The sequence below is a fragment of the Streptomyces achromogenes genome, from assembly GCF_030816715.1.
GTDB lineage: Bacteria > Actinomycetota > Actinomycetes > Streptomycetales > Streptomycetaceae > Streptomyces > Streptomyces achromogenes_A.
Map to the genome: position 1 here is coordinate 4391167 of NZ_JAUSYH010000001.1, position 17718 is coordinate 4408884.

Consider the following 17718-nt stretch of genomic DNA (forward strand, 5'->3'; position numbering starts at 1 on the left):
TACGACCGTACGATGGAGGGGGTCCAGTGCCGTATCTAGGAGGATGACCATGGCCGACGAGCCCACCCCGGCTGCGCCGGATGACGCTGCCACCGCAGCGGGCCCGGAGACTGAGCCCGAGGAGCCCGTCAAGCAGCGGAAGAACGGCCTGTACCCGGGCGTCTCCGACGAGCTGGCCGAGAACATGAAGTCCGGCTGGGCGGACACCGAGCTGCGCGACCTGGAGCCGATCGCCCAGGCCGGCGAGACCGCCGCCCGCCGCGCCGCCCTCTCCGCGCGTTTCCCGGGCGAGCGACTCGTGATCCCGGCGGGCAACCTGAAGACCCGTTCCAACGACACCGAGTACGCCTTCCGCGCCTCCGTCGAGTACGCGTACCTCACCGGCAACCAGACCGAGGACGGCGTCCTGGTGCTGGAGCCGGTCGACGACGGCCACACGGCCACGATCTACCTGCTGCCGCGTTCCGACCGCGAGAACGGCGAGTTCTGGCTGTCCGGCCACGGCGAGCTGTGGGTCGGCCGCCGGCACTCGCTCACCGAGGCCGAGAAGCTGTACGGCATCCCGGCCTCCGACGTGCGCGAGCTGGCCGACCGGCTGCGCGAGGCCACCGGCCCGGTGCGCGTCGTGCGCGGTCACGACGCGGGCGTCGAGGCGGCCCTGACCGACAAGGTCACCGCCGAACGCGACGAGGAGCTGCGCGTCTTCCTCTCCGAGGCCCGTCTGGTCAAGGACGACTTCGAGATCGGCGAGCTGCAGAAGGCCGTCGACTCCACCGTCCGCGGCTTCGAGGACGTCGTGAAGGTCCTCGACACCGCCCGGGCCACGAGCGAGCGGTACATCGAGGGCACGTTCTTCCTCCGCGCGCGCGTGGAGGGCAACGACGTCGGCTACGGCACGATCGCCGCGGCCGGCCCGCACGCCTGCACCCTGCACTGGGTGCGCAACGACGGCCCGGTCCGCTCCGGCGACCTGCTGCTGCTCGACGCCGGCGTCGAGACGCACACGTACTACACCGCCGACGTCACGCGCACTCTGCCCGTCGACGGCCGCTTCACCGAGATTCAGAAGAAGATCTACGACGCGGTGTACGAGGCCCAGGAGGCCGGCATCGAGGCCGTCCGGCCGGGTGCCAAGTACCGCGACTTCCACGACGCCGCACAGCGCGTGCTCACCGCGAAGCTCGTCGAGTGGGGCCTGGTCGAGGGCCCGGTGGAGCGCGTCCTCGAGCTCGGTCTGCAGCGCCGCTGGACGCTGCACGGCACCGGTCACATGCTCGGCATGGACGTCCACGACTGCGCCGCCGCGCGCGTGGAGTCGTACGTCGACGGCACGCTGGAGCCCGGCATGGTGCTCACGGTCGAGCCCGGTCTGTACTTCCAGGCCGACGACCTGACGGTGCCGGAGGAGTACCGGGGGATCGGGGTCCGCATCGAGGACGACATCCTCGTCACGCGGGACGGCTACCGGAACCTGTCGGACGGCCTGCCGCGCCGCTCCGGTGAGGTCGAGGCCTGGATGGCTTCACTGAAGGGCTGACCGTCCGGACGACGGCCGGGCAGCGGGGCCGGGTACCGGTGAGTGCCCGGCCCTTCCCGTGTCCGGCCCTTCCCGTGTCCGGGCGACCGCACCGTCCGGGGTTTCACGTCCAGGGTCCAGGGGGGACTTGGTGAACGATTTCTGGTCCGGGGTCGGCGTCGACCTGCATCTCGAGCCCGACGGCGGCGAGGGGCGGCGGAGCGGGCTGGAGCGGGCGCTGCGGGACGCCGTGCGGGAGGGGCGGCTGGCGCCGGGGAGCCGGCTGCCGGCCACCCGGCGGCTCGCGGCCGAGACCGGTATCTCCCGCAACACCGTGAAGGCCGCCTATGACCAGCTGGTCGCCGAGGGCTATCTGACGGCGCGGCAGGGCTCGGGGACCCGGGTCGCCGCCCTCCCGACCGCCGCGCCCGACCCACTGGACGCCGCCACGCGCGCGCGTGAGCCGCGTTTCGACCTGCGCCCCGGCAGCCCCGACGTCGGGACGTTCCCGGCGGCGGCCTGGCTGCGCGCGCTGCGCCGCGCCATCGCGACGGCGCCCTCGCTCGCGTACGACTACGGCGACCCGCGCGGCCGCATCGAGCTGCGCACCGCGCTGTCGGAGTACCTGGGGCGGGCGCGGGGCGTCATCGCGCCGCCCGAGCGGATCGTGGTCACCTCCGGCTACGTGCAGGGCCTCGCGCTCCTCACGCGCGTGCTGGACGGCGGCCGGGTCGCGATGGAGGACCCGGGGCTGCCCTTCCACCGCGAGGTCGTCACGCGCAACGGCGGAACCGTGACGCCGGCGCCGGTCGACGAGCAGGGGGTGCGCGTCGCCGGCCTGGGCGACGCCCGGGCCGTGGTCGTCACGCCCGCCCACCAGTACCCCACAGGCGTGACGCTGGCCCCGGGACGGCGGCGCGCCCTCACCGCGTGGGCACGCGCGCACGACGCGCTGATCGTGGAGGACGACTACGACGGGGAGTTCCGCTACGACCGGCAGCCGGTGGGCGCGCTCCAGGGCATGGCGCCGGCACAGGTCGCCTATCTGGGCACCGCCTCCAAGACCCTCGGGCCCGCGCTGCGGCTCGGCTGGATGGTGCTGCCGCCGCACCTGGTCGACGCGGTCGCGGACGCCAAGCTGCACAGCGACCACCACACCGAGTCGATCGGCCAGCTGGCGCTCACCGAGCTGATCGCCAGCCACGCCTACGACCGGCACGTCCGCGCTTCCCGGCTGCGCTACCGGCGCCGCCGGGACATGCTGCTGGAACGGCTGGGAAAACGCCGGGGCGTCCGCGGGATCGCGGCCGGACTGCACGCGCTGGTGGACGTCGGCGACGAGGCGGCGACGATCGCCCGGGCGGAGGCCGAAGGGCTGGCGGTGGGCCGTCTCGGCGATCACTGGCACACCCCCGGCGCCGGGCCCGCGCAGGGGCTGGTCGTCGGGTACGGCACCCCCCGGGAGCGGGTCTACCCGCAGGCGCTGGACGTGCTGGTGAAGGTGCTGGACGGGGAGTGATTGGACCACTTTCCCGGGCCGTGATTGGTGCTGTCGAGCGGCCCACCCGGGTTCTAGCGTCATGGGTATGCCGAAGAATCGCCACCAGCCGACTCGCCCTCACCGGACCGGTCACCAGCGGACCCGCCCCCGGCGGACCGGACCCAGGCGCCTGCTCGCGCTCGCCCAGCTGAGCAACTCGGTCGGGGACGGGGCGTACTACACGACGTCGGCCCTGTACTTCACCCAGATGATCGGGCTCGCCCCCGCGCGCGTGGGGCTCGGTCTCACCCTCGGGTGGGCGGTCGGCTCGCTGGCCGGGATGCCCCTGGGCCGGCTGGCCGACCGGCACGGGGCACGGGGGACGGCGGTGCTGCTGGCGCTGGCGACCGGGCTGGCGGTGGCGTCCTTCACCCTGGTGCGCGGGTTCGTGCCGTTCGTCCTCGTGGCGTGCGGCTACGCGGCCGCCCAGTCGGGGCTCGCGGCGGCCCGGCAGGCCCTCCTGGCCGGGCTGGTGCCGGCCGCGGAGCGGACGGGGCTGCTGGCGCGCCTGCAGGCGACGCTGAACGCGGGGCTGGCCGTGGGCGCCGGGCTCGGCGGTCTCGCGCTGCACGCCGGCACCCGGGAGGCGTACCTCGGCGTGTTCGCCGTCGACGCGGCGAGCTTCCTGGTGTGCGCGCTGCTGCTCGCCTCACTGCCCCGGGTGGAGCCTCGGCCGGTCCGCCCGCGCGGGAGGCGCGGGAGCGGCCTGGGGGTGCTCCGGGACCGTCCCTATGCGCTGGTGGCGCTCCTCAACACCGTGCTGCTGCTGCGGATGCCGCTGCTGAGCCTCGTGCTGCCGCTGTGGATCACCGAGCGGACCGGGGCGCCCGCCTGGCTGGTCTCCGCGCTGTTCGTCCTCAACACGGCCGCGGTGACGGTGTTCCAGGTACGGGCGGCGCGCGGGGTGACCGGGCTGGAGAGCGCCACGCGCGCGGTGCGCCGCGCGGGCTGGGTGATGTGCGCCGCCTGCGCGGTGTTCGCCCTGTCCGCGGGGGCGTCCCCGTGGGTGGCGGCGGGCGTGCTGGTGCTGGGGTCGGTGTTGCAGGTGGCGGCGGAGATGGGGCAGTCCGCGGGTTCCTGGCAGCTCTCCTTCGACCTGGCCCCGGCCGACCGCGTCGGCGAGTACCAGGGCCTGTTCGGCACGGGTGTCACCGTGGCCCGCACCCTCGGCCCGCTGGTCCTGACCTGGCTGTTGGTCGAGTGGGGCACGCCGGGCTGGCTGCTGCTGGGCGCGGCGACGGTGGCGGCGTCGTACGCCATGGGCCCGGCGGCACGCAGGGCGGCGGCGGGACGGGACGCCGCAGGACGGTGCGCGGAGACGGCCGGGGTGCCGGCACCGGCACCGGCAACAGGGTGACGGGGTGACGGGGTGATGAGGCAACGGGGGTTGGACGGGGTGGCCGGACGTGCCGTGACCGCCTCACGCGGCTCCCGTCGCCGCGGCGGCCGGGAGGGAGTCGACGAACAGGACGCCCGACAGGAGACCCGCGCTGCCGCGGGGGCTCCACGCGCGCGCGTGGAGGTCGGTGTCGAAGGCGACCAGGGCCTTCGCGCCCGCTTCCGCCGACGTCCCGCCGGCGTCGAGGACCGCGCGGGCGCCCGCCTGGACGTGCCGCAGCCCCAAGGGGCCGGCGGTGTGCAGGAGTTCGGTGTCCTGGAGGGTCGACATCACGGTGAGCAGCGCGTCGAGGCGGGCCTCGGCCTCGCCGGCGCCGGCCGTGCGCGCCCTCGCAAGGGCGTCCAACGCCCGGCGCACATGCGGGAATCCGGCACGGGCCTCACCGCGGGCGCCGGCCGCGCCGTACGTCGCCGAGACCGTCGCGCCCCGTGAGGGCCGTCGCGGGGCCGCCCGGTCGGGGTGCGCGGCGATCCGCTTGGCGGTCGCGGTGACCTCGGCGCCCCGCGCCCGGGGGGCGAGGGCGGCCGCCGCCACCAGCAGGCCGAGCGTCCACAGGGCGCCCCGGTGGCCGCCGCCGGCGAGGCCCACCGAGTGCTCGGTGCACCGTCCGATCGCGCCCAGCTCCGCGCGGAGGCGGGGCGTCGGCTCGCCGGTGCGGCGGGCGGCCGCGGCCATCGCCGCGAGTCCGGGTGCGAGCGCCTTGGCCGACCAGCGCAGCCCGCGGTGGTCCCTGCGGGTGGCCCGGGCGGCCAGGTCGCGGGGATCGGGAAGGCCGGGTTTGGGGGCCAGTGCCAGCTGGCTCGTCAGCGCGGCCACCGCGGCCCGCGCGAGCGCCTCGTCCTCACGGCTGGGCATGACCCGCCTCAGGAGGACGCGGACGCCGTCGGGACGCCGCTCGGCGGGGCTCCCGTGGGGGCGCCGCCCGGGGGCGTGCCGCCTCCGCCGCCACCGCCCGCGCCGGTGTTCTCGGCGTCGGGGTCCACGCCCAGGGTGAGGGACCCCTTGTAGCCCTTGGCCGGGTCGGCCTTGTGGACGGACTTGAGCGTCAGCAGCCCGCTGGACGCGCCGCCGCCGTCGTAGACCATGTCGTCGGCGAGCACGGTGTAGCTGCCGGTGTGCTTGGCGTACGGCTCCAGGGCGAAGATCTCCTCGGCGACGTCGTCGGGGAAGAACAACTGGCCGGTGTGGTTGACCTTGCCGCCCTCGTAGGTGCCGTCCTCCTTCTGGCCGCCGGTGTGCACCTTGAGGTGGATGTGGCAGGTGCGGGGCGTGTACCAGCCGGGGAAGATCGTCTCGAACTTGACGACCCCGTTGGCGTTGGCGATCTGATAGCCGCGCAGATACGTGCCGTCGTTCGCGGTGGAACCGTCCTCGCTCTCCGCCGGCGCGGAACCGCCGGGGTTGGCGGTGGTGTAGCCGGAGTAGTAGCCCCAGGCGTCGCAGTGCCAGATCTCGACGGCCGCGCCCGCGACCGGGGTGCAGCCGTCGGTGGCGTCGACGACGGTGAGCCGCAGGGTCAGCGGCACTCCGCTCTTGCCCTCGGTGATGTCCTTGCGCACCAGGGCGCCGTCCAGGTAGTAGGGCCCCTCCGTGACGCTCGTCATCAGGGTCATGCAGGCGCCGGCGGTCGAACCGGCGGAGGCCGACGCGCTCGCCCCGGCAGTCGTGCCGGCCGTGGTGCCGGCCGTGGTGCCGGTCGTCGTGCCGGTGTCGGCGAAGGCGGCCTGGTAGCCGGCGGCGGCGAGTCCGCCGGCCGCGACCGTGCCGCCGGTGACCGCGAGGGCGCGCCGCCGGGTGATGGAGGTGTCCTGGTGAAGTCCCGTCATGGGCATGAAGGTAGGAACGCCGCCCGTCAGTGGGCTGAAAGCCCGCTGAGAGGAACCTGTGAGCGCCGGGAGACCTCAAGTACCGGTCCGCCTGGCGGGTCTGACGGTCCGAAGAGTGGACGCCGCCCACGCACAAGGGCGCGCACACGGGTGCCGCCGGCACACGGCGTCGGCTCGCACCGCCCTGCCCACTCGCACCGCGCTGTGGGCTCACACGGCCATCAGCGGGGCGTCCTTGCGCCACTTCAGGATCTTGTCGAAACTCACGACCGCCCCGCCGAGGCCCGGCTTGTTGCCGATGTGGACGTGGTCGGCGAGCTCCTGGATGAGGAACAGGCCCCGGCCCTGCTCGGCGTCGGCGTTCGTGCGCACCGGCGCGGGAGCGGGGCGCTCGCCGACGAATCCGGGGCCCGAGTCGGCGACCTCGATGCGGCACGTCTCGCCGTCGAGGTAGGCCGTCACCCGGTACGCCTCGGAACAGCCGCCGATCGCGGTGTCCCCGCCGTGCTCGACGGCGTTGGCGCAGGCCTCGCTGAGGGCGATGGAGAGGTCGTAGCTGACGTCGGGATCGACGCCCGCCGTCTCCATCGTGCCGAGCAGCAGGCGGCGGGCGAGCGGCACGCTCGCGGCTTCGCGCCGCAGATGGAGTGACCACCAGATGCTCATGCTCCAGCCTCCTGGCTGCGGCTCGACATACCGATACGTATTGCCGCCCGCAGCCGTATGTAAGCGTGAATTCCGCGTGATGCCGCCCATATGGGGGATGCCCGCAGGCAGGGAATCGGTGTATGTGGGACGCAGCGGCATCAGTCACACCACTCACCACAGAAGATGATCTTCCGTATCGTGTGGATCGTGTGGACCTGCCGTAGGGCGGCGGTGCGGCCAGTGCGATGATGAGCCCGCCATGACTGCCCCCTCCAGCGCGCGCTCCGGTCGCGATCTCCGGCTGCTGCGGGCCGCGGTGTTCGCCGCGGTCTGCGTCGTGCTGGCCGCGGTCGGGCACACGACGGCCTCCTGCGCCGCCGTTCCGCTGTGGACCCTGGGCGCCGGCTTCCTGGCCGTGCTCGCGGTGGCGGCGCCGCTCGCGGGACGCGCACGCTCGCTGCCGGGCATCGCCGCGCTTCTCGCGGTCGGACAGACCGTGCTGCACGCCCTGTTCGGGCTCGGGCAGCACGCCGCCTCCGTCTCCGCCGACGCGTCGACGTCTGTTACTCGTTCCGTTTCCTCCGCTTCCGCCTCCGCCGCACTGTCCGCGTCCGACGCCTCGCTCGTCGAACGGGCGGCCCGGCTGGTGTGCGGGGCCACGGCGGCGCCGATCAGTCCGGCCCAGGCCCAGAAGATGCTCGTCGACGCGCGGCTCTACTCCCCCGGCGGCGGCACGGGCGGCACGGGTATGAGCGGCATGCACGGGATGAGCGGGATGGGCTCGATGCGGCATCCCGCGGACGCCCTCGCCACCGCCGGCTCGACGATGTCGCCGCTGCCGTCGCTGCCCATGGTGCTCGGCCACGTCCTCGCGGCCGTCGCCGCCGGGTGGCTGCTGCGGCGCGGCGACACGGCTCTGCTGCGCCTGCTCGCCCTGTCCGCCCACGGAGTCGCCGAGGGGGCGCTCGTGCGGTCCCTGCGCGGAGCGCTCGCGCTGGTGCGTGCCCTGCTCGCGGGGCTGCCCGCCGCGCCGGGCACGGGAGTGCGCCTCCCGCGCACCGCTCTCCTCACGCCGGACTCACCCCGGACCATCGCACTCCAGCACTCGGTGATCAGACGAGGTCCGCCGGACGGGTCCGTACTCGTCCTCACTGCCTGACGCGACACGACCAGCACTCCACACCCGGGGGCGGCCGCCGTCGCGCGGCACCCGCGCGTACGCACCCGCGTGCCCGCGCCTCACCCTCGGACTCACTCAGAGTGGAGTGCTCGCTGTCATGAAGGCCTCACGTTTCGCTTCCCGTACCGCCTGCCGGGTCGCCGCCGCCGGCGCTGCCGCCGGTTGCGCCGTGCTCGTCCTGTCCTCGCCCGCCTTCGCGCACGTCAGCGTCGCCGCCGAGGGCGCCGCCGCGAAGGGCGGCTACGCGGTCGTCGACTTCAAGGTTCCCAACGAGCGGGACAACGCCTCGACCACCAAGCTCGAGGTCGCCTTCCCGACCGACCACCCGCTGGCCTCCGCGATGCCGGAGCCGATCAACGGCTGGACGATCCAGGTCACCAAGGCCAAGCTCGCCAAGCCCATCGAGCTGCACGGCAAGCAGATCTCCGAGGCGGTCTCCAAGATCACCTGGACCGCCACCGGCGACGGCGTCAAGCCGGGCTTCTTCCAGAAGTTCCCGGTCTCCGTGGGCGCGCTGCCCGAGGACGCCGACGAACTGGTCTTCAAGGCGATCCAGACGTACTCCAACAAGGAGGTCGTGCGCTGGATCGAGGTCCAGGGGGACGGCGCGGAAGAGCCGGAGAACCCGGCCCCGGTGCTCGCCCTGACCGCCGCGTCCGAGAAGGGCCACCACGGCACGACCGCCTCGGACGCCGCTGAGGAGTCCGACGACGCCAAGGCCGCCGCCAAGACGACCGCGGCCGCCTCCGACGGGGACGCCAGCGACACCACGGCCCGCGTCCTCGGCGTGGTCGGCATCGTCGTCGGCATCGCCGGTGTGGCGTACGGCGTGCTCGCCGGCCGCCGCCGGACCACGACCCAGGCCTGAGCCCCCGGTCGGCGCGGGCGGCCACCACCACCGCCCGCGCCGGCTCCTCGACGGCGTGCGACCGGGGTGCACGGCTCGGCCGGCGCTCTCTCCGTACACCCGGCGCCCGCCCGATTTCACACATCTGGGACATTTTTCTATGCGCAAGAAGACATTCGCCGTGGCCGCGCTGTTCGCCGCCACCCTCACCCTTTCCGCCTGCGGCAGCGACGACGGCACGAGCCCCGTGGCCGTGGTCTCCGAGGAGGGCAAGCAGCAGGCCGCGACCGTGCTCGACCAGCCCTTCGCCAAGCCCGCCCTGGTCCTCACCGACACCCGGGGCGCAGCGTACGACCTCCGCAAGGAGACGGACGGCCACCCGACGCTGGTCTACTTCGGCTACACCAACTGCCCGGACGTCTGCCCGCTGACGATGAGCAACATCGCCGTCGCCAAGAAGCAGCTGCCCAAGGCGGAGCAGGACGAGCTGCGCGTCGTGTTCGTCACCACGGACCCGGACCGCGACACCCCGGCCGCGCTCGGCGCCTGGCTGAAGGGCATCGATCCCCAGGTCGTCGGTCTCACCGGGAAGTTCGCGACGATCCAGGCCGCCGCCCGCTCGCTCGGCATCTCCGTCGAGGCGCCGCACAAGGACAAGAACGGCAAGATCGTCTCCACCCACGGCACCCAGGTCGTCGCCTTCTCCCCGAAGACGAACGGCGGCTACCTGCTGTACGGCGAGAACGCCAAGGTCGACGACTACATCAAGGACCTACCCAAGATCATCAAGGGCGAGAACCCGTGAGTCCGGCACCCCCGGGCCGGGAGAGGTCCGGTCGGGTGGGGTCCGGTCGGGTGGGGTCCGGCAGGATGAGGGTCGGCCGGACAAGGTCCGGCCGGGCGGGGCGGGCGCGGTCGCTCGCCGCGTCCTGCGCGGTCGTCGCCGGGACGCTGCTGCTGGCGGGGTGCGGATCGGACGCGGACGGCCGGGCGGAACTGTCCGTCCGTGACGCCTACATTCCGCAGCCCGTCTCCGCCACCATGGCGGCCGGTTTCCTGACCGTCGTCAACAAGGGCGACGCGAAGGACGAGCTGACGTCCGTCACCAGCACCGCGGCGGGCAGCGTCACCCTCCACGAGACCGTCGGGACGTCGATGGAGGAGGTCGCCTCCCTCGACGTCCCCGCGCACGGTCAACTCGTGTTCAAGAGCGGCGGAAACCACCTGATGTTCGAGATGCTGAAGAGCAAGCCGGTGCAGGGCGCGAAGGTGACCGTCGAACTCCACTTCGCCTCGTCCGACCCTCTCGAGGTCGAGATCCCGGTGAAATCCGCCACGTACGACCCGACGACCGGCCACTGAGGGAGGGACCACCTTGACGCAGACCATCGCCCCGCGCGTCCGGATGCTCGTGCTGCTGTTCCTGGCGGTCGCCGGCGTGCTCCTCGCCGGCGCCGGACCCGCCTCCGCGCACGCCGCGCTGACCGGCAGCGACCCCGCGCAGGGGGTGGTGGTCGACAAGGCTCCCACGCAGGTGACGCTGACCTTCTCCGAGACCGTCTCGATGAACGACGACTCCCTGCGCGTCCTGGACCCCAAGGGCGCCCGGGTCGACGACGGCAAGCCCTCCGAGGTCAGCGGCACCACCTACGCCGTCCAGCTGCACTCGGGGCTGCCCGACGGCACGTACACCGTGACCTACCAGGTGGTCTCCGCCGACAGCCATCCCGTCGCCGGCGCCTACACCTTCTCCATCGGCTCCCCCTCCGAGACCAGCGTCTCGGTGTCCGACCAGGGGGCCGGCGGCGGTGTCGTCGGCCGCCTGTACGGCTTCGGCCGGTACGTGTCGTACGCCGGGTTCCTCGTGATGGTCGGCGGGGCCGCCTTCGTGCTGGCCTGCTGGCAGCGCGGCACCGGATTGCGGTCCCTGCAGCGGCTCGTCGTCTCCGGCTGGCTCGCGATGACCGCGGCCACCCTGTTCCTGCTGCTCCTGCGCGGTTCCTACAGCCGCTCGGGCACGCTCGGCGACGTCTTCGACCTCGACCTCCTGGGGGAGGCCCTGCAGACCAAGACCGGCGCCGCCCTGGTCTCCCGGCTGCTGCTGCTCGCCGCGGCCGCCCTGTTCATCGCCGTGCTCTTCGGCGCCTACGACAAGCGGGAGGACGAGGAGAAGCGGGACCTGACCTTCGGGCTCGCCATCGGCGGAACCGTCGTGGCAGCCGGACTCGCGGCGAGCTGGGCCATGGCCGAGCACGCCTCGACCGGACTGCAGCCGGGCATCGCGATGCCGGTCGACGTGCTGCACCTGCTGGCGGTCGCGACCTGGCTCGGCGGGCTCGCCGCCCTGCTCGTCGCGCTGTACCGCGCGCCCGCCGACCGTCCCGTCGACGCCGCCGCCGTGCGGCGCTTCTCCCAGGTCGCCTTCGGCAGCGTCCTCGTCGTGGTCGCCACCGGCGTCTACCAGTCCTGGCGTCAGCTCGGCTCCTGGTCCGCGTTCACCGACACCCGCTACGGGCAGCTGCTGCTCGTCAAGATCGGGCTCGTGGCGCTGCTCGTCGGCATCGCCTGGATCTCCCGTCGGTGGACGGCTCGACTGGCGGTTCCGACGGCCACCGAGACGGCGGTTCGCAAGTCCGCCCCCGGGACCTCGGCCGCCGGGGAGCCCGCGTCCGGGAAGCCCGCGTCCGGACAATCCGGGTCCAGACAGTCCGCGCGCGGGAAAGAGCGTGTCCCGGCGGCTGCCGGGGGAAGCGGCGGTGCGGCCGCGGCGGCCTCGGGCGACACCGCCGGAAGCGTCGAGAGCCCCAAGCCCGCCAAGGGCTCACAGGGCTCACAGGGCAAGGAGAAGAACGGTTCCGGGGACGCCGGGACGGCCGGATCCGAAAGCGGGGAGCGGGCCGCACAGCTGGCCCGTCAGCGGGCAGCCGTGGACACGGCACGGCAGAAGCGGCTGCGGGACGCGGACGGCGAACGATTCGGCCTGCGCCGCTCGGTGCTCGCCGAGACCGCCGTCGCCGTCGTCCTGCTCGCCGTCACCACCGTCCTGACGTCGACCGAGCCGGGCCGTACGGAGCAGGACGCCGCCAGGGCCACCCGGTCCGCCTCGTCCTCGGCCTCCGCGGCGGACTCCTCCTCGGGCGCCCTGACCCTGGACATGCCGTTCGACACCGGCGGCACCGACGGCAAGGGCGTGGTGAGTGTGGACCTCGATCCCGCACGCGCCGGGGCAAACGAGATGCACGTGTACGTGACGCGGCCCAACGGCCGTGCCTTCGACGTGCCCGAGGTGAAGGTCGCCTTCACCCTCGAGGCCAAGAGCATCGGGCCGCTGCCCGTCGCCCCCGACCACATCACCACCGGCCACTGGTCGGCGAACGGCGTGCAGATCCCCTTGGCCGGCGAATGGAAGATCGCCGTGACCGTGCGGACCTCCGACATCGACCAGGTGACCGTCTCCAAGAACGCGCAGATCGGCTGACCCCCACATGCCCGACCAGTCCCTCCCCGAGGCGCCCACCCCCGCGACCCGTTCCACCCGGGCCCGCGCGCCGGAATCCCCTGCCCCCGCCGCCGGCCCGGACGGCGAGAGCGCCCAGCGGCCCGCCTCGGCGGAGTCCCCCGCCAAGGACCTGACGCGACGCCGACTGCTCGGCGCGGCCGGCGCCTCCGGACTCGTCCTCGGCGCGGCAGGCGCGGCCGCGGGATACGCGACGGCTCCCGCCCGGGCTACGCCGTTGTCGTCGGTCGGGGCGGGGCAGGCGATGTTCCACGTGAAACATCAGCCCGGCATCACCCAGGGCCTCCAAGCCCGCGGCCACCTCGTCGCCTTCGACCTCGCGGCCGGCGCCGGGCGCAAGGAGGCGGCCGCGCTGTTGCGCCGCTGGTCGGAGACGGCCCGGCGGCTGATGGCGGGCGAGGCGACCGCACACGACGACACGGATGTGGCCCGGGACGCCGGACCGTCCTCGCTGACGGTCACCTTCGGTTTCGGCAACAGCTTCTTCACCCGCACCGGGCTGGAGAAACAACGCCCGGTCGCTCTGGACCCGCTTCCCGCCTTCTCCTCCGACCATCTCGACGCGACCCGCAGCAACGGCGACCTCTGGGTGCAGATCGGCGCGGACGACGCCCTGGTCGCCTTCCACGCCCTCCGGGCGATCCAGAAGGACGCGGGGAGCGCGGCGAAGGTCCGCTGGCAGATGAACGGCTTCAACCGGACGCCGGGTGCGACCGCCCACCCCATGACGGCCCGCAACCTGATGGGGCAGATGGACGGGACCCGCAACCCCAAGCCGTCCGAGTCCGACTTCGACGAGCGCATCTTCGTCCCGGCGGACAGCGGGAAGGACCCGGCGTGGATGGCGAACGGCTCCTACGCCGTCGTCCGCCGGATCCGGATGCTCCTCGACGACTGGGAGAAGCTGTCGCTGAAGGCGCAGGAGCAGGTCATCGGACGCCGGAAGGCTGACGGAGCGGCGCTGTCGGGGGGCACCGAGACGACCGAGATGGACCTGGAGAAGACGGACGCGAACGGGGATCTGGTCGTGCCGCTCAACGCGCACGCTCGCATCACCCGCCCCGACCAGAACGGCGGCGCGGCGATGCTGCGGCGCCCCTTCTCCTACCACGACGGCATCGACCCGGACGGCACTCCGGACGCCGGCCTGCTGTTCGTCTGCTGGCAGGCGGACCCGGTGCGCGGTTTCGTCACCGTGCAGCGCAAGCTCGACCGCGGGGACGCCCTGTCGCAGTACATCCGCCATGAGTCGAGCGGACTGTTCGCGGTGCCGGGCGGGGCGGCGAAGGGCGAGTACGTGGGGCAGCGACTGCTGGAGGCGTGAGCCGGGCGGTCCGCACCCGGCTCGACGAGGAAGACCGGCGGTCGCGGCGGTCGCGGCGGTCGCGGCGGTCGCGGCGGTCGCGGCGGTCGCGGGAGGTTACGCCTTCGCGGGCGGATTCATTCCTGCGAGGGGGAGTGGTGAGACGCCTGCGCCCCGATACGCAAGGGCCATTAGGGTGAGGTCATGCCAGCGAGCTATGCGTATCTCGGCCCCGAGGGCACCTTCACGGAGGTCGCCCTGCGCACGCTTCCGGAGGCGGCCACCCGACAGCTGATCCCTTACGTGTCGGTGCAGTCCGCGCTCGACGCGGTGCGCGCCGGCGAGGCCGAGGCCGCGTTCGTGCCCATCGAGAACAGCGTCGAGGGCGGCATCACCACCACGCTGGACGCGCTGGTCGCGGGCACACCGCTGATGATCTACCGCGAGGTGCTCTTGTCGATCACCTTCGCGCTGCTCGCCCGGCCCGGCACGGAGCTGTCGGACATCAAGACGGTCTCCGCCCACCCGGCGGCGCAGCCGCAGGTGCGCAACTGGCTGAAGGCGAACCTGCCGGACGCCGTGTGGGAGTCGGCCGCCTCGAACGCGGACGCCGCCCGGCTGGTCCAGGAGGGGCGTTACGACGCCGCTTTCGCCGGCGAGTTCGCGGCCGCCCGGTACGGGCTCACCGCCCTGGAGACGGGCATCCACGACGCCGAGAACGCGCAGACCCGGTTCGTGCTGGTGGGCCGGCCCGCCCGGCCCGCCGCGCCGACCGGTGCGGACAAGACGTCCGTGGTGCTGTGGCAGCGGGACGACCATCCCGGCGGTCTGCGCGACCTGCTGGGCGAGTTCGCCACCCGGGGCGTCAACCTCATGTTGCTGCAGTCCCGGCCGACGGGCGCCGGCATCGGCAACTACTGCTTCTGCATCGACGCCGAGGGGCACATCACCGACCGCCGGATGGCCGAGGCTCTCATGGGGTTGAAGAGGATCTGCCGCGAGGTGCGCTTCCTGGGCTCCTACCCGCGTGCGGAGATGAGCGCGGCGGACGTCCCGGCGCCCCTGCCGGGGACCTCGGACGGGGAGTTCATGGCGGCCTCGGACTGGGTGGCGCGCTGCCAGGACGGCCGTTTCTAGCCAGTCCTACCTGCATATCTTCGTTATCCACAGAAGTTATCCACAGGCGGGCTTCTCGACCTGGGGACAAGTCGACAACGAAGTATCACGCAGTCGACAAATCGGCCTGTGTCCCCTCAAGCCGACTCGCAACCCGCACGTCACCCTTCGTCCACCTGTTTCCTTCGATCAATCCTTTGGGGCGACCCAATTCCACCCGAAAGTGGCTGCGGGCGGCGTTCGGGCAAGGAATTCGACGCGGAACCCACGGGCTTCGGAATGATCCATTCCGATGTCCACAGACCTTTCGCACACCCTGTGGATAACTCACACGAGGCGCGAACCCCTGTGGACAACCCGGCCCTCAAATCCCGTACACCGCAAGGAAATCGGGTCAATGAGACGCCCGTCACATAATCCGTCCCAGGGAGTGAGACGCGATTTATTGACACGTTGGGCAATTCACCCATAACGCAACGTAAGGAGTGATTCGGAAGACCGGACGGCGACTCGGAATGGGAGTCGTGAGCGCCGACCCCGCACGGGTAGCCTTGACCGCGTGATTGACCTTCGTCTGCTCCGTGAGGACCCCGACCGTGCGCGCGCCTCCCAGCGTGCCCGTGGAGAGGACGTCGCGCTCGTCGACTCCCTCCTCTCCGCCGACGAGCGGCGCAGGTCGTCCGGCGTCCGCTTCGACGAGCTGCGCAACGAGCAGAAGTCGCTCGGCAAGCTCATCCCCAAGGCCTCCGCGGACGAGAAGGCCGAGCTGCTGAAGAAGGCGAGCCGGCTCGCCGCCGACGTCAAGGCGGCCGACGCCGAGCGCGACGCCGCCGACGCCGAGACCCAGGAGCTCCTGCAGCGGCTCGGCAACCTCGTGCACCCCGACGTGCCCGTGGGCGGCGAGGAGGACTTCGTCACCCTCGAGACGCACGGCACGATCCGCGACTTCGGCGCCGAGGGCTTCGAGCCCAAGGACCACCTGGAACTCGGCCAGATCCTCGGCGCGATCGACGTCGAGCGCGGCGCCAAGGTCTCCGGCTCCCGCTTCTACTTCCTCACCGGCGTCGGCGCCCTGCTGGAGCTGGCCCTGGTGAACGCGGCGATCGCGCAGGCCACGGCGGCCGGCTTCACGCCCATGCTCACTCCCGCGCTGGTGCGCCCGCAGTCGATGGCCGGCACCGGCTTCCTCGGCCAGGCCGCCCAGGACGTCTACCACCTCGACAAGGACGACCTCTACCTGGTCGGCACCTCCGAGGTCCCGCTCGCCGCGTACCACATGGACGAGATCATCGACGCGGACAGGCTGCCGCTGCGGTACGCGGGCTTCTCGCCCTGCTTCCGCCGCGAGGCCGGCTCGCACGGCAAGGACACCAAGGGCATCTTCCGCGTCCACCAGTTCGACAAGGTCGAGATGTTCTCGTACGTCACGCCCGAGGACTCGCAGGCCGAGCATCAGCGGCTGCTCGCGTGGGAGAAGCAGTGGCTGTCGGCGCTGGAGCTGCCGTTCCGCGTCATCGACGTCGCCTCCGGTGACCTCGGCTCCTCGGCCGCCCGCAAGTTCGACTGCGAGGCCTGGATCCCGACGCAGGGCAAGTACCGCGAGCTGACCTCGACGTCGGACTGCACCGAGTTCCAGTCCCGTCGCCTGTCGATCCGCGTCCGCGAGGGCAAGCAGGTCCGCCCGCTGGCCACGCTGAACGGCACGCTGTGCGCCGTCCCGCGCACGATCGTCGCCATCCTGGAGAACCACCAGCAGGCCGACGGCTCCGTGTACGTGCCCGAAGTGCTGCGCCCGTACCTCGGCGGCCGGGAGGTCCTGGAGCCGGTCGCCAAGTGAGCACCGAGCCTGCCGCCGGACAGTTCCCCCACCGCCTGATCGCGACCGACCTCGACGGGACGCTCCTGCGCTCCGACGACACGGTCTCGCAGCGCACTCGTGACGCCCTCGCCGCGGCCACCGCGGCGGGGGCCGTGCACATCGTCGTGACCGGCCGAGCGGTCCCATGGACCCGGCACATCCTCGACGACCTCGGCTACGACGGCCTCGCGGTCTGCGGACAGGGCGCCCAGGTGTACCACGCGGGCGAGCACCGTCTGCTGACGTCGGTGACCCTGGACCGGCAGCTGGCCGGCGTGGCGCTCGCCAAGATCGAGGCGGAGGTCGGCCCGCTGCACCTGGCGGCCAGCCGGGGCGGTCTGGACGGGGAAGTGCTGGTGGGGCCGGGTTACGCGCTCAGGGGCGCCCTGCGGTCGACCCCGCTGACGGACGCGTCCGACCTGTGGTCGGCACCGCTGAACAAGATCTTCATTCAGCATCCCGAGCTCTCGGACGACGCGCTGGCCGAGGCGGCCCGCAGAGCCGCGGGAGGTTTCGTCACGGTGGCCGTGGCCGGTGCGGGGATCGTGGAGCTGCTCCCGCTGGGTCTCTCCAAGGCCACCGGCCTCTCGCTGGCCGCCCGCCGCCTGGGTCTCAAGGCCGCCGACACGATCGCCTTCGGCGACATGCCCAACGACGTCCCGATGTTCGCCTGGTCCGCCCGCGGCGTGGCCATGGCCAACGCCCACGAGGAACTGAAGGCGGTGGCGGACGAGATCACCGCCTCCAACGACGCCGACGGCATCGCCACCACCCTGGAAGCCCTCCTCCCCTGACCCCCCAGGAGCACCCGGAGCGAGGCGCGGCCAGGGGGCGCGGCTGGGGGCACGGGGAACTGCGAAGACCGCCGCGGCGAGGGGCGCAGGCCGGGGCGCGGGGAACTGCGTAGCGACCGCCGCAGGCGATCAGGGGCGCACACAGGGGCGCGGGGAACTGCGCAGCGACCGCCG

Annotated in this window: 15 protein-coding genes; 12 read left to right on the forward strand and 3 right to left on the reverse strand. The window is 72.9% G+C overall.

What is annotated here, in order from left to right:
• The first annotated feature begins 43 nt into the window (after window positions 1–43).
• The 3 genes from QF032_RS19690 to QF032_RS19700 all read left to right on the forward strand — a co-directional run bounded on the left by QF032_RS19690 (window position 44) and on the right by QF032_RS19700 (window position 4413).
• On the forward strand, window positions 44–1537 hold the full coding sequence (locus QF032_RS19690) for an aminopeptidase P family protein (RefSeq protein WP_306950389.1): 1494 nt from the start codon (window positions 44–46) through the stop codon (window positions 1535–1537).
• 130 nt (window positions 1538–1667) lie between these two features.
• Window positions 1668–3035 carry a MocR-like pyridoxine biosynthesis transcription factor PdxR gene (pdxR, locus tag QF032_RS19695; RefSeq protein ID WP_307056842.1) on the forward strand — a complete coding sequence of 456 codons (1368 nt, stop codon included), beginning with the start codon at window positions 1668–1670 and terminating at the stop codon, window positions 3033–3035.
• 67 nt (window positions 3036–3102) lie between these two features.
• Window positions 3103–4413 (forward strand): MFS transporter, encoded by a 1311-nt coding sequence (locus QF032_RS19700; RefSeq protein WP_307056844.1) that lies wholly within the window; start codon window positions 3103–3105, stop codon window positions 4411–4413.
• A gap of 63 nt (window positions 4414–4476) precedes the next feature.
• On the opposite strand, the gene QF032_RS19705 is transcribed toward QF032_RS19700, so the two are convergent.
• From QF032_RS19705 to QF032_RS19715, 3 genes are all read right to left on the reverse strand, one after another.
• Window positions 4477–5310, reverse strand: a complete 834-nt coding sequence (locus QF032_RS19705) for a triphosphoribosyl-dephospho-CoA synthase (protein ID WP_307056847.1) — start codon at window positions 5308–5310, stop codon at window positions 4477–4479.
• Between the two features lie 8 nt (window positions 5311–5318).
• Window positions 5319–6281 carry an intradiol ring-cleavage dioxygenase gene (locus QF032_RS19710; RefSeq protein ID WP_307056849.1) on the reverse strand — a complete coding sequence of 321 codons (963 nt, stop codon included), beginning with the start codon at window positions 6279–6281 and terminating at the stop codon, window positions 5319–5321.
• A 210-nt stretch (window positions 6282–6491) separates the two neighbouring features.
• The gene (locus QF032_RS19715) at window positions 6492–6947 is read right to left on the reverse strand and encodes an ATP-binding protein (RefSeq protein ID WP_307056851.1); all 456 of its coding nucleotides are present in this window, start codon (window positions 6945–6947) and stop codon (window positions 6492–6494) included.
• A gap of 241 nt (window positions 6948–7188) precedes the next feature.
• On the opposite strand from QF032_RS19715, the gene QF032_RS19720 reads away from it, so the two are divergent.
• From QF032_RS19720 to QF032_RS19760, 9 genes are all read left to right on the forward strand, one after another.
• Window positions 7189–8088 carry a hypothetical protein gene (locus QF032_RS19720; RefSeq protein WP_307056853.1) on the forward strand — a complete coding sequence of 300 codons (900 nt, stop codon included), beginning with the start codon at window positions 7189–7191 and terminating at the stop codon, window positions 8086–8088.
• A gap of 118 nt (window positions 8089–8206) precedes the next feature.
• Window positions 8207–8977 carry a YcnI family copper-binding membrane protein gene (locus QF032_RS19725; RefSeq protein ID WP_307056855.1) on the forward strand — a complete coding sequence of 257 codons (771 nt, stop codon included), beginning with the start codon at window positions 8207–8209 and terminating at the stop codon, window positions 8975–8977.
• Between the two features lie 139 nt (window positions 8978–9116).
• The gene (locus QF032_RS19730; RefSeq protein WP_307044393.1) at window positions 9117–9761 is read left to right on the forward strand and encodes an SCO family protein; all 645 of its coding nucleotides are present in this window, start codon (window positions 9117–9119) and stop codon (window positions 9759–9761) included.
• 65 nt (window positions 9762–9826) lie between these two features.
• Window positions 9827–10318: a copper chaperone PCu(A)C gene (locus QF032_RS19735; RefSeq protein WP_307056857.1), complete on the forward strand. Its 492-nt coding sequence runs from the start codon at window positions 9827–9829 to the stop codon at window positions 10316–10318.
• Between the two features lie 13 nt (window positions 10319–10331).
• A complete protein-coding gene (locus QF032_RS19740; RefSeq protein WP_307056858.1) occupies window positions 10332–12434 on the forward strand; it encodes a copper resistance CopC/CopD family protein in 2103 nt (700 codons plus the stop codon).
• Window positions 12435–12441: 7 nt separating this feature from the next.
• Window positions 12442–13797, forward strand: coding sequence for an iron uptake transporter deferrochelatase/peroxidase subunit (efeB, locus tag QF032_RS19745; RefSeq protein WP_307056860.1), 1356 nt, complete (start codon window positions 12442–12444; stop codon window positions 13795–13797).
• 183 nt (window positions 13798–13980) lie between these two features.
• Window positions 13981–14913 (forward strand): prephenate dehydratase, encoded by a 933-nt coding sequence (pheA, locus tag QF032_RS19750; RefSeq protein WP_307056862.1) that lies wholly within the window; start codon window positions 13981–13983, stop codon window positions 14911–14913.
• A 538-nt stretch (window positions 14914–15451) separates the two neighbouring features.
• Window positions 15452–16729 (forward strand): serine--tRNA ligase, encoded by a 1278-nt coding sequence (gene serS / locus QF032_RS19755; protein WP_307056864.1) that lies wholly within the window; start codon window positions 15452–15454, stop codon window positions 16727–16729.
• Window positions 16726–17544 (forward strand): HAD family hydrolase, encoded by an 819-nt coding sequence (locus QF032_RS19760; RefSeq protein ID WP_306950402.1) that lies wholly within the window; start codon window positions 16726–16728, stop codon window positions 17542–17544. The genes serS and QF032_RS19760 overlap by 4 nt, the downstream gene beginning before the upstream one ends.
• The last annotated feature ends 174 nt before the right edge of the window (window positions 17545–17718 follow it).

Bases quoted from the DNA above. Each gene is read 5' to 3' on its own strand.
- QF032_RS19715 (WP_307056851.1), bottom strand. From the start codon at position 6,947: ATGAGCATCTGGTGGTCACTCCATCTGCGGCGCGAAGCCGCGAGCGTG.
- QF032_RS19700 (WP_307056844.1), top strand. From the start codon at position 3,103: ATGCCGAAGAATCGCCACCAGCCGACTCGCCCTCACCGGACCGGTCAC.
- QF032_RS19735 (WP_307056857.1), top strand. From the start codon at position 9,827: ATGAGGGTCGGCCGGACAAGGTCCGGCCGGGCGGGGCGGGCGCGGTCG.
- QF032_RS19720 (WP_307056853.1), top strand. From the start codon at position 7,189: ATGACTGCCCCCTCCAGCGCGCGCTCCGGTCGCGATCTCCGGCTGCTG.
- pheA (WP_307056862.1), top strand. From the start codon at position 13,981: ATGCCAGCGAGCTATGCGTATCTCGGCCCCGAGGGCACCTTCACGGAG.
- efeB (WP_307056860.1), top strand. From the start codon at position 12,442: ATGCCCGACCAGTCCCTCCCCGAGGCGCCCACCCCCGCGACCCGTTCC.
- QF032_RS19690 (WP_306950389.1), top strand. From the start codon at position 44: ATGACCATGGCCGACGAGCCCACCCCGGCTGCGCCGGATGACGCTGCC.
- QF032_RS19730 (WP_307044393.1), top strand. From the start codon at position 9,117: ATGCGCAAGAAGACATTCGCCGTGGCCGCGCTGTTCGCCGCCACCCTC.
- QF032_RS19710 (WP_307056849.1), bottom strand. From the start codon at position 6,281: ATGACGGGACTTCACCAGGACACCTCCATCACCCGGCGGCGCGCCCTC.
- QF032_RS19705 (WP_307056847.1), bottom strand. From the start codon at position 5,310: ATGCCCAGCCGTGAGGACGAGGCGCTCGCGCGGGCCGCGGTGGCCGCG.
- QF032_RS19725 (WP_307056855.1), top strand. From the start codon at position 8,207: ATGAAGGCCTCACGTTTCGCTTCCCGTACCGCCTGCCGGGTCGCCGCC.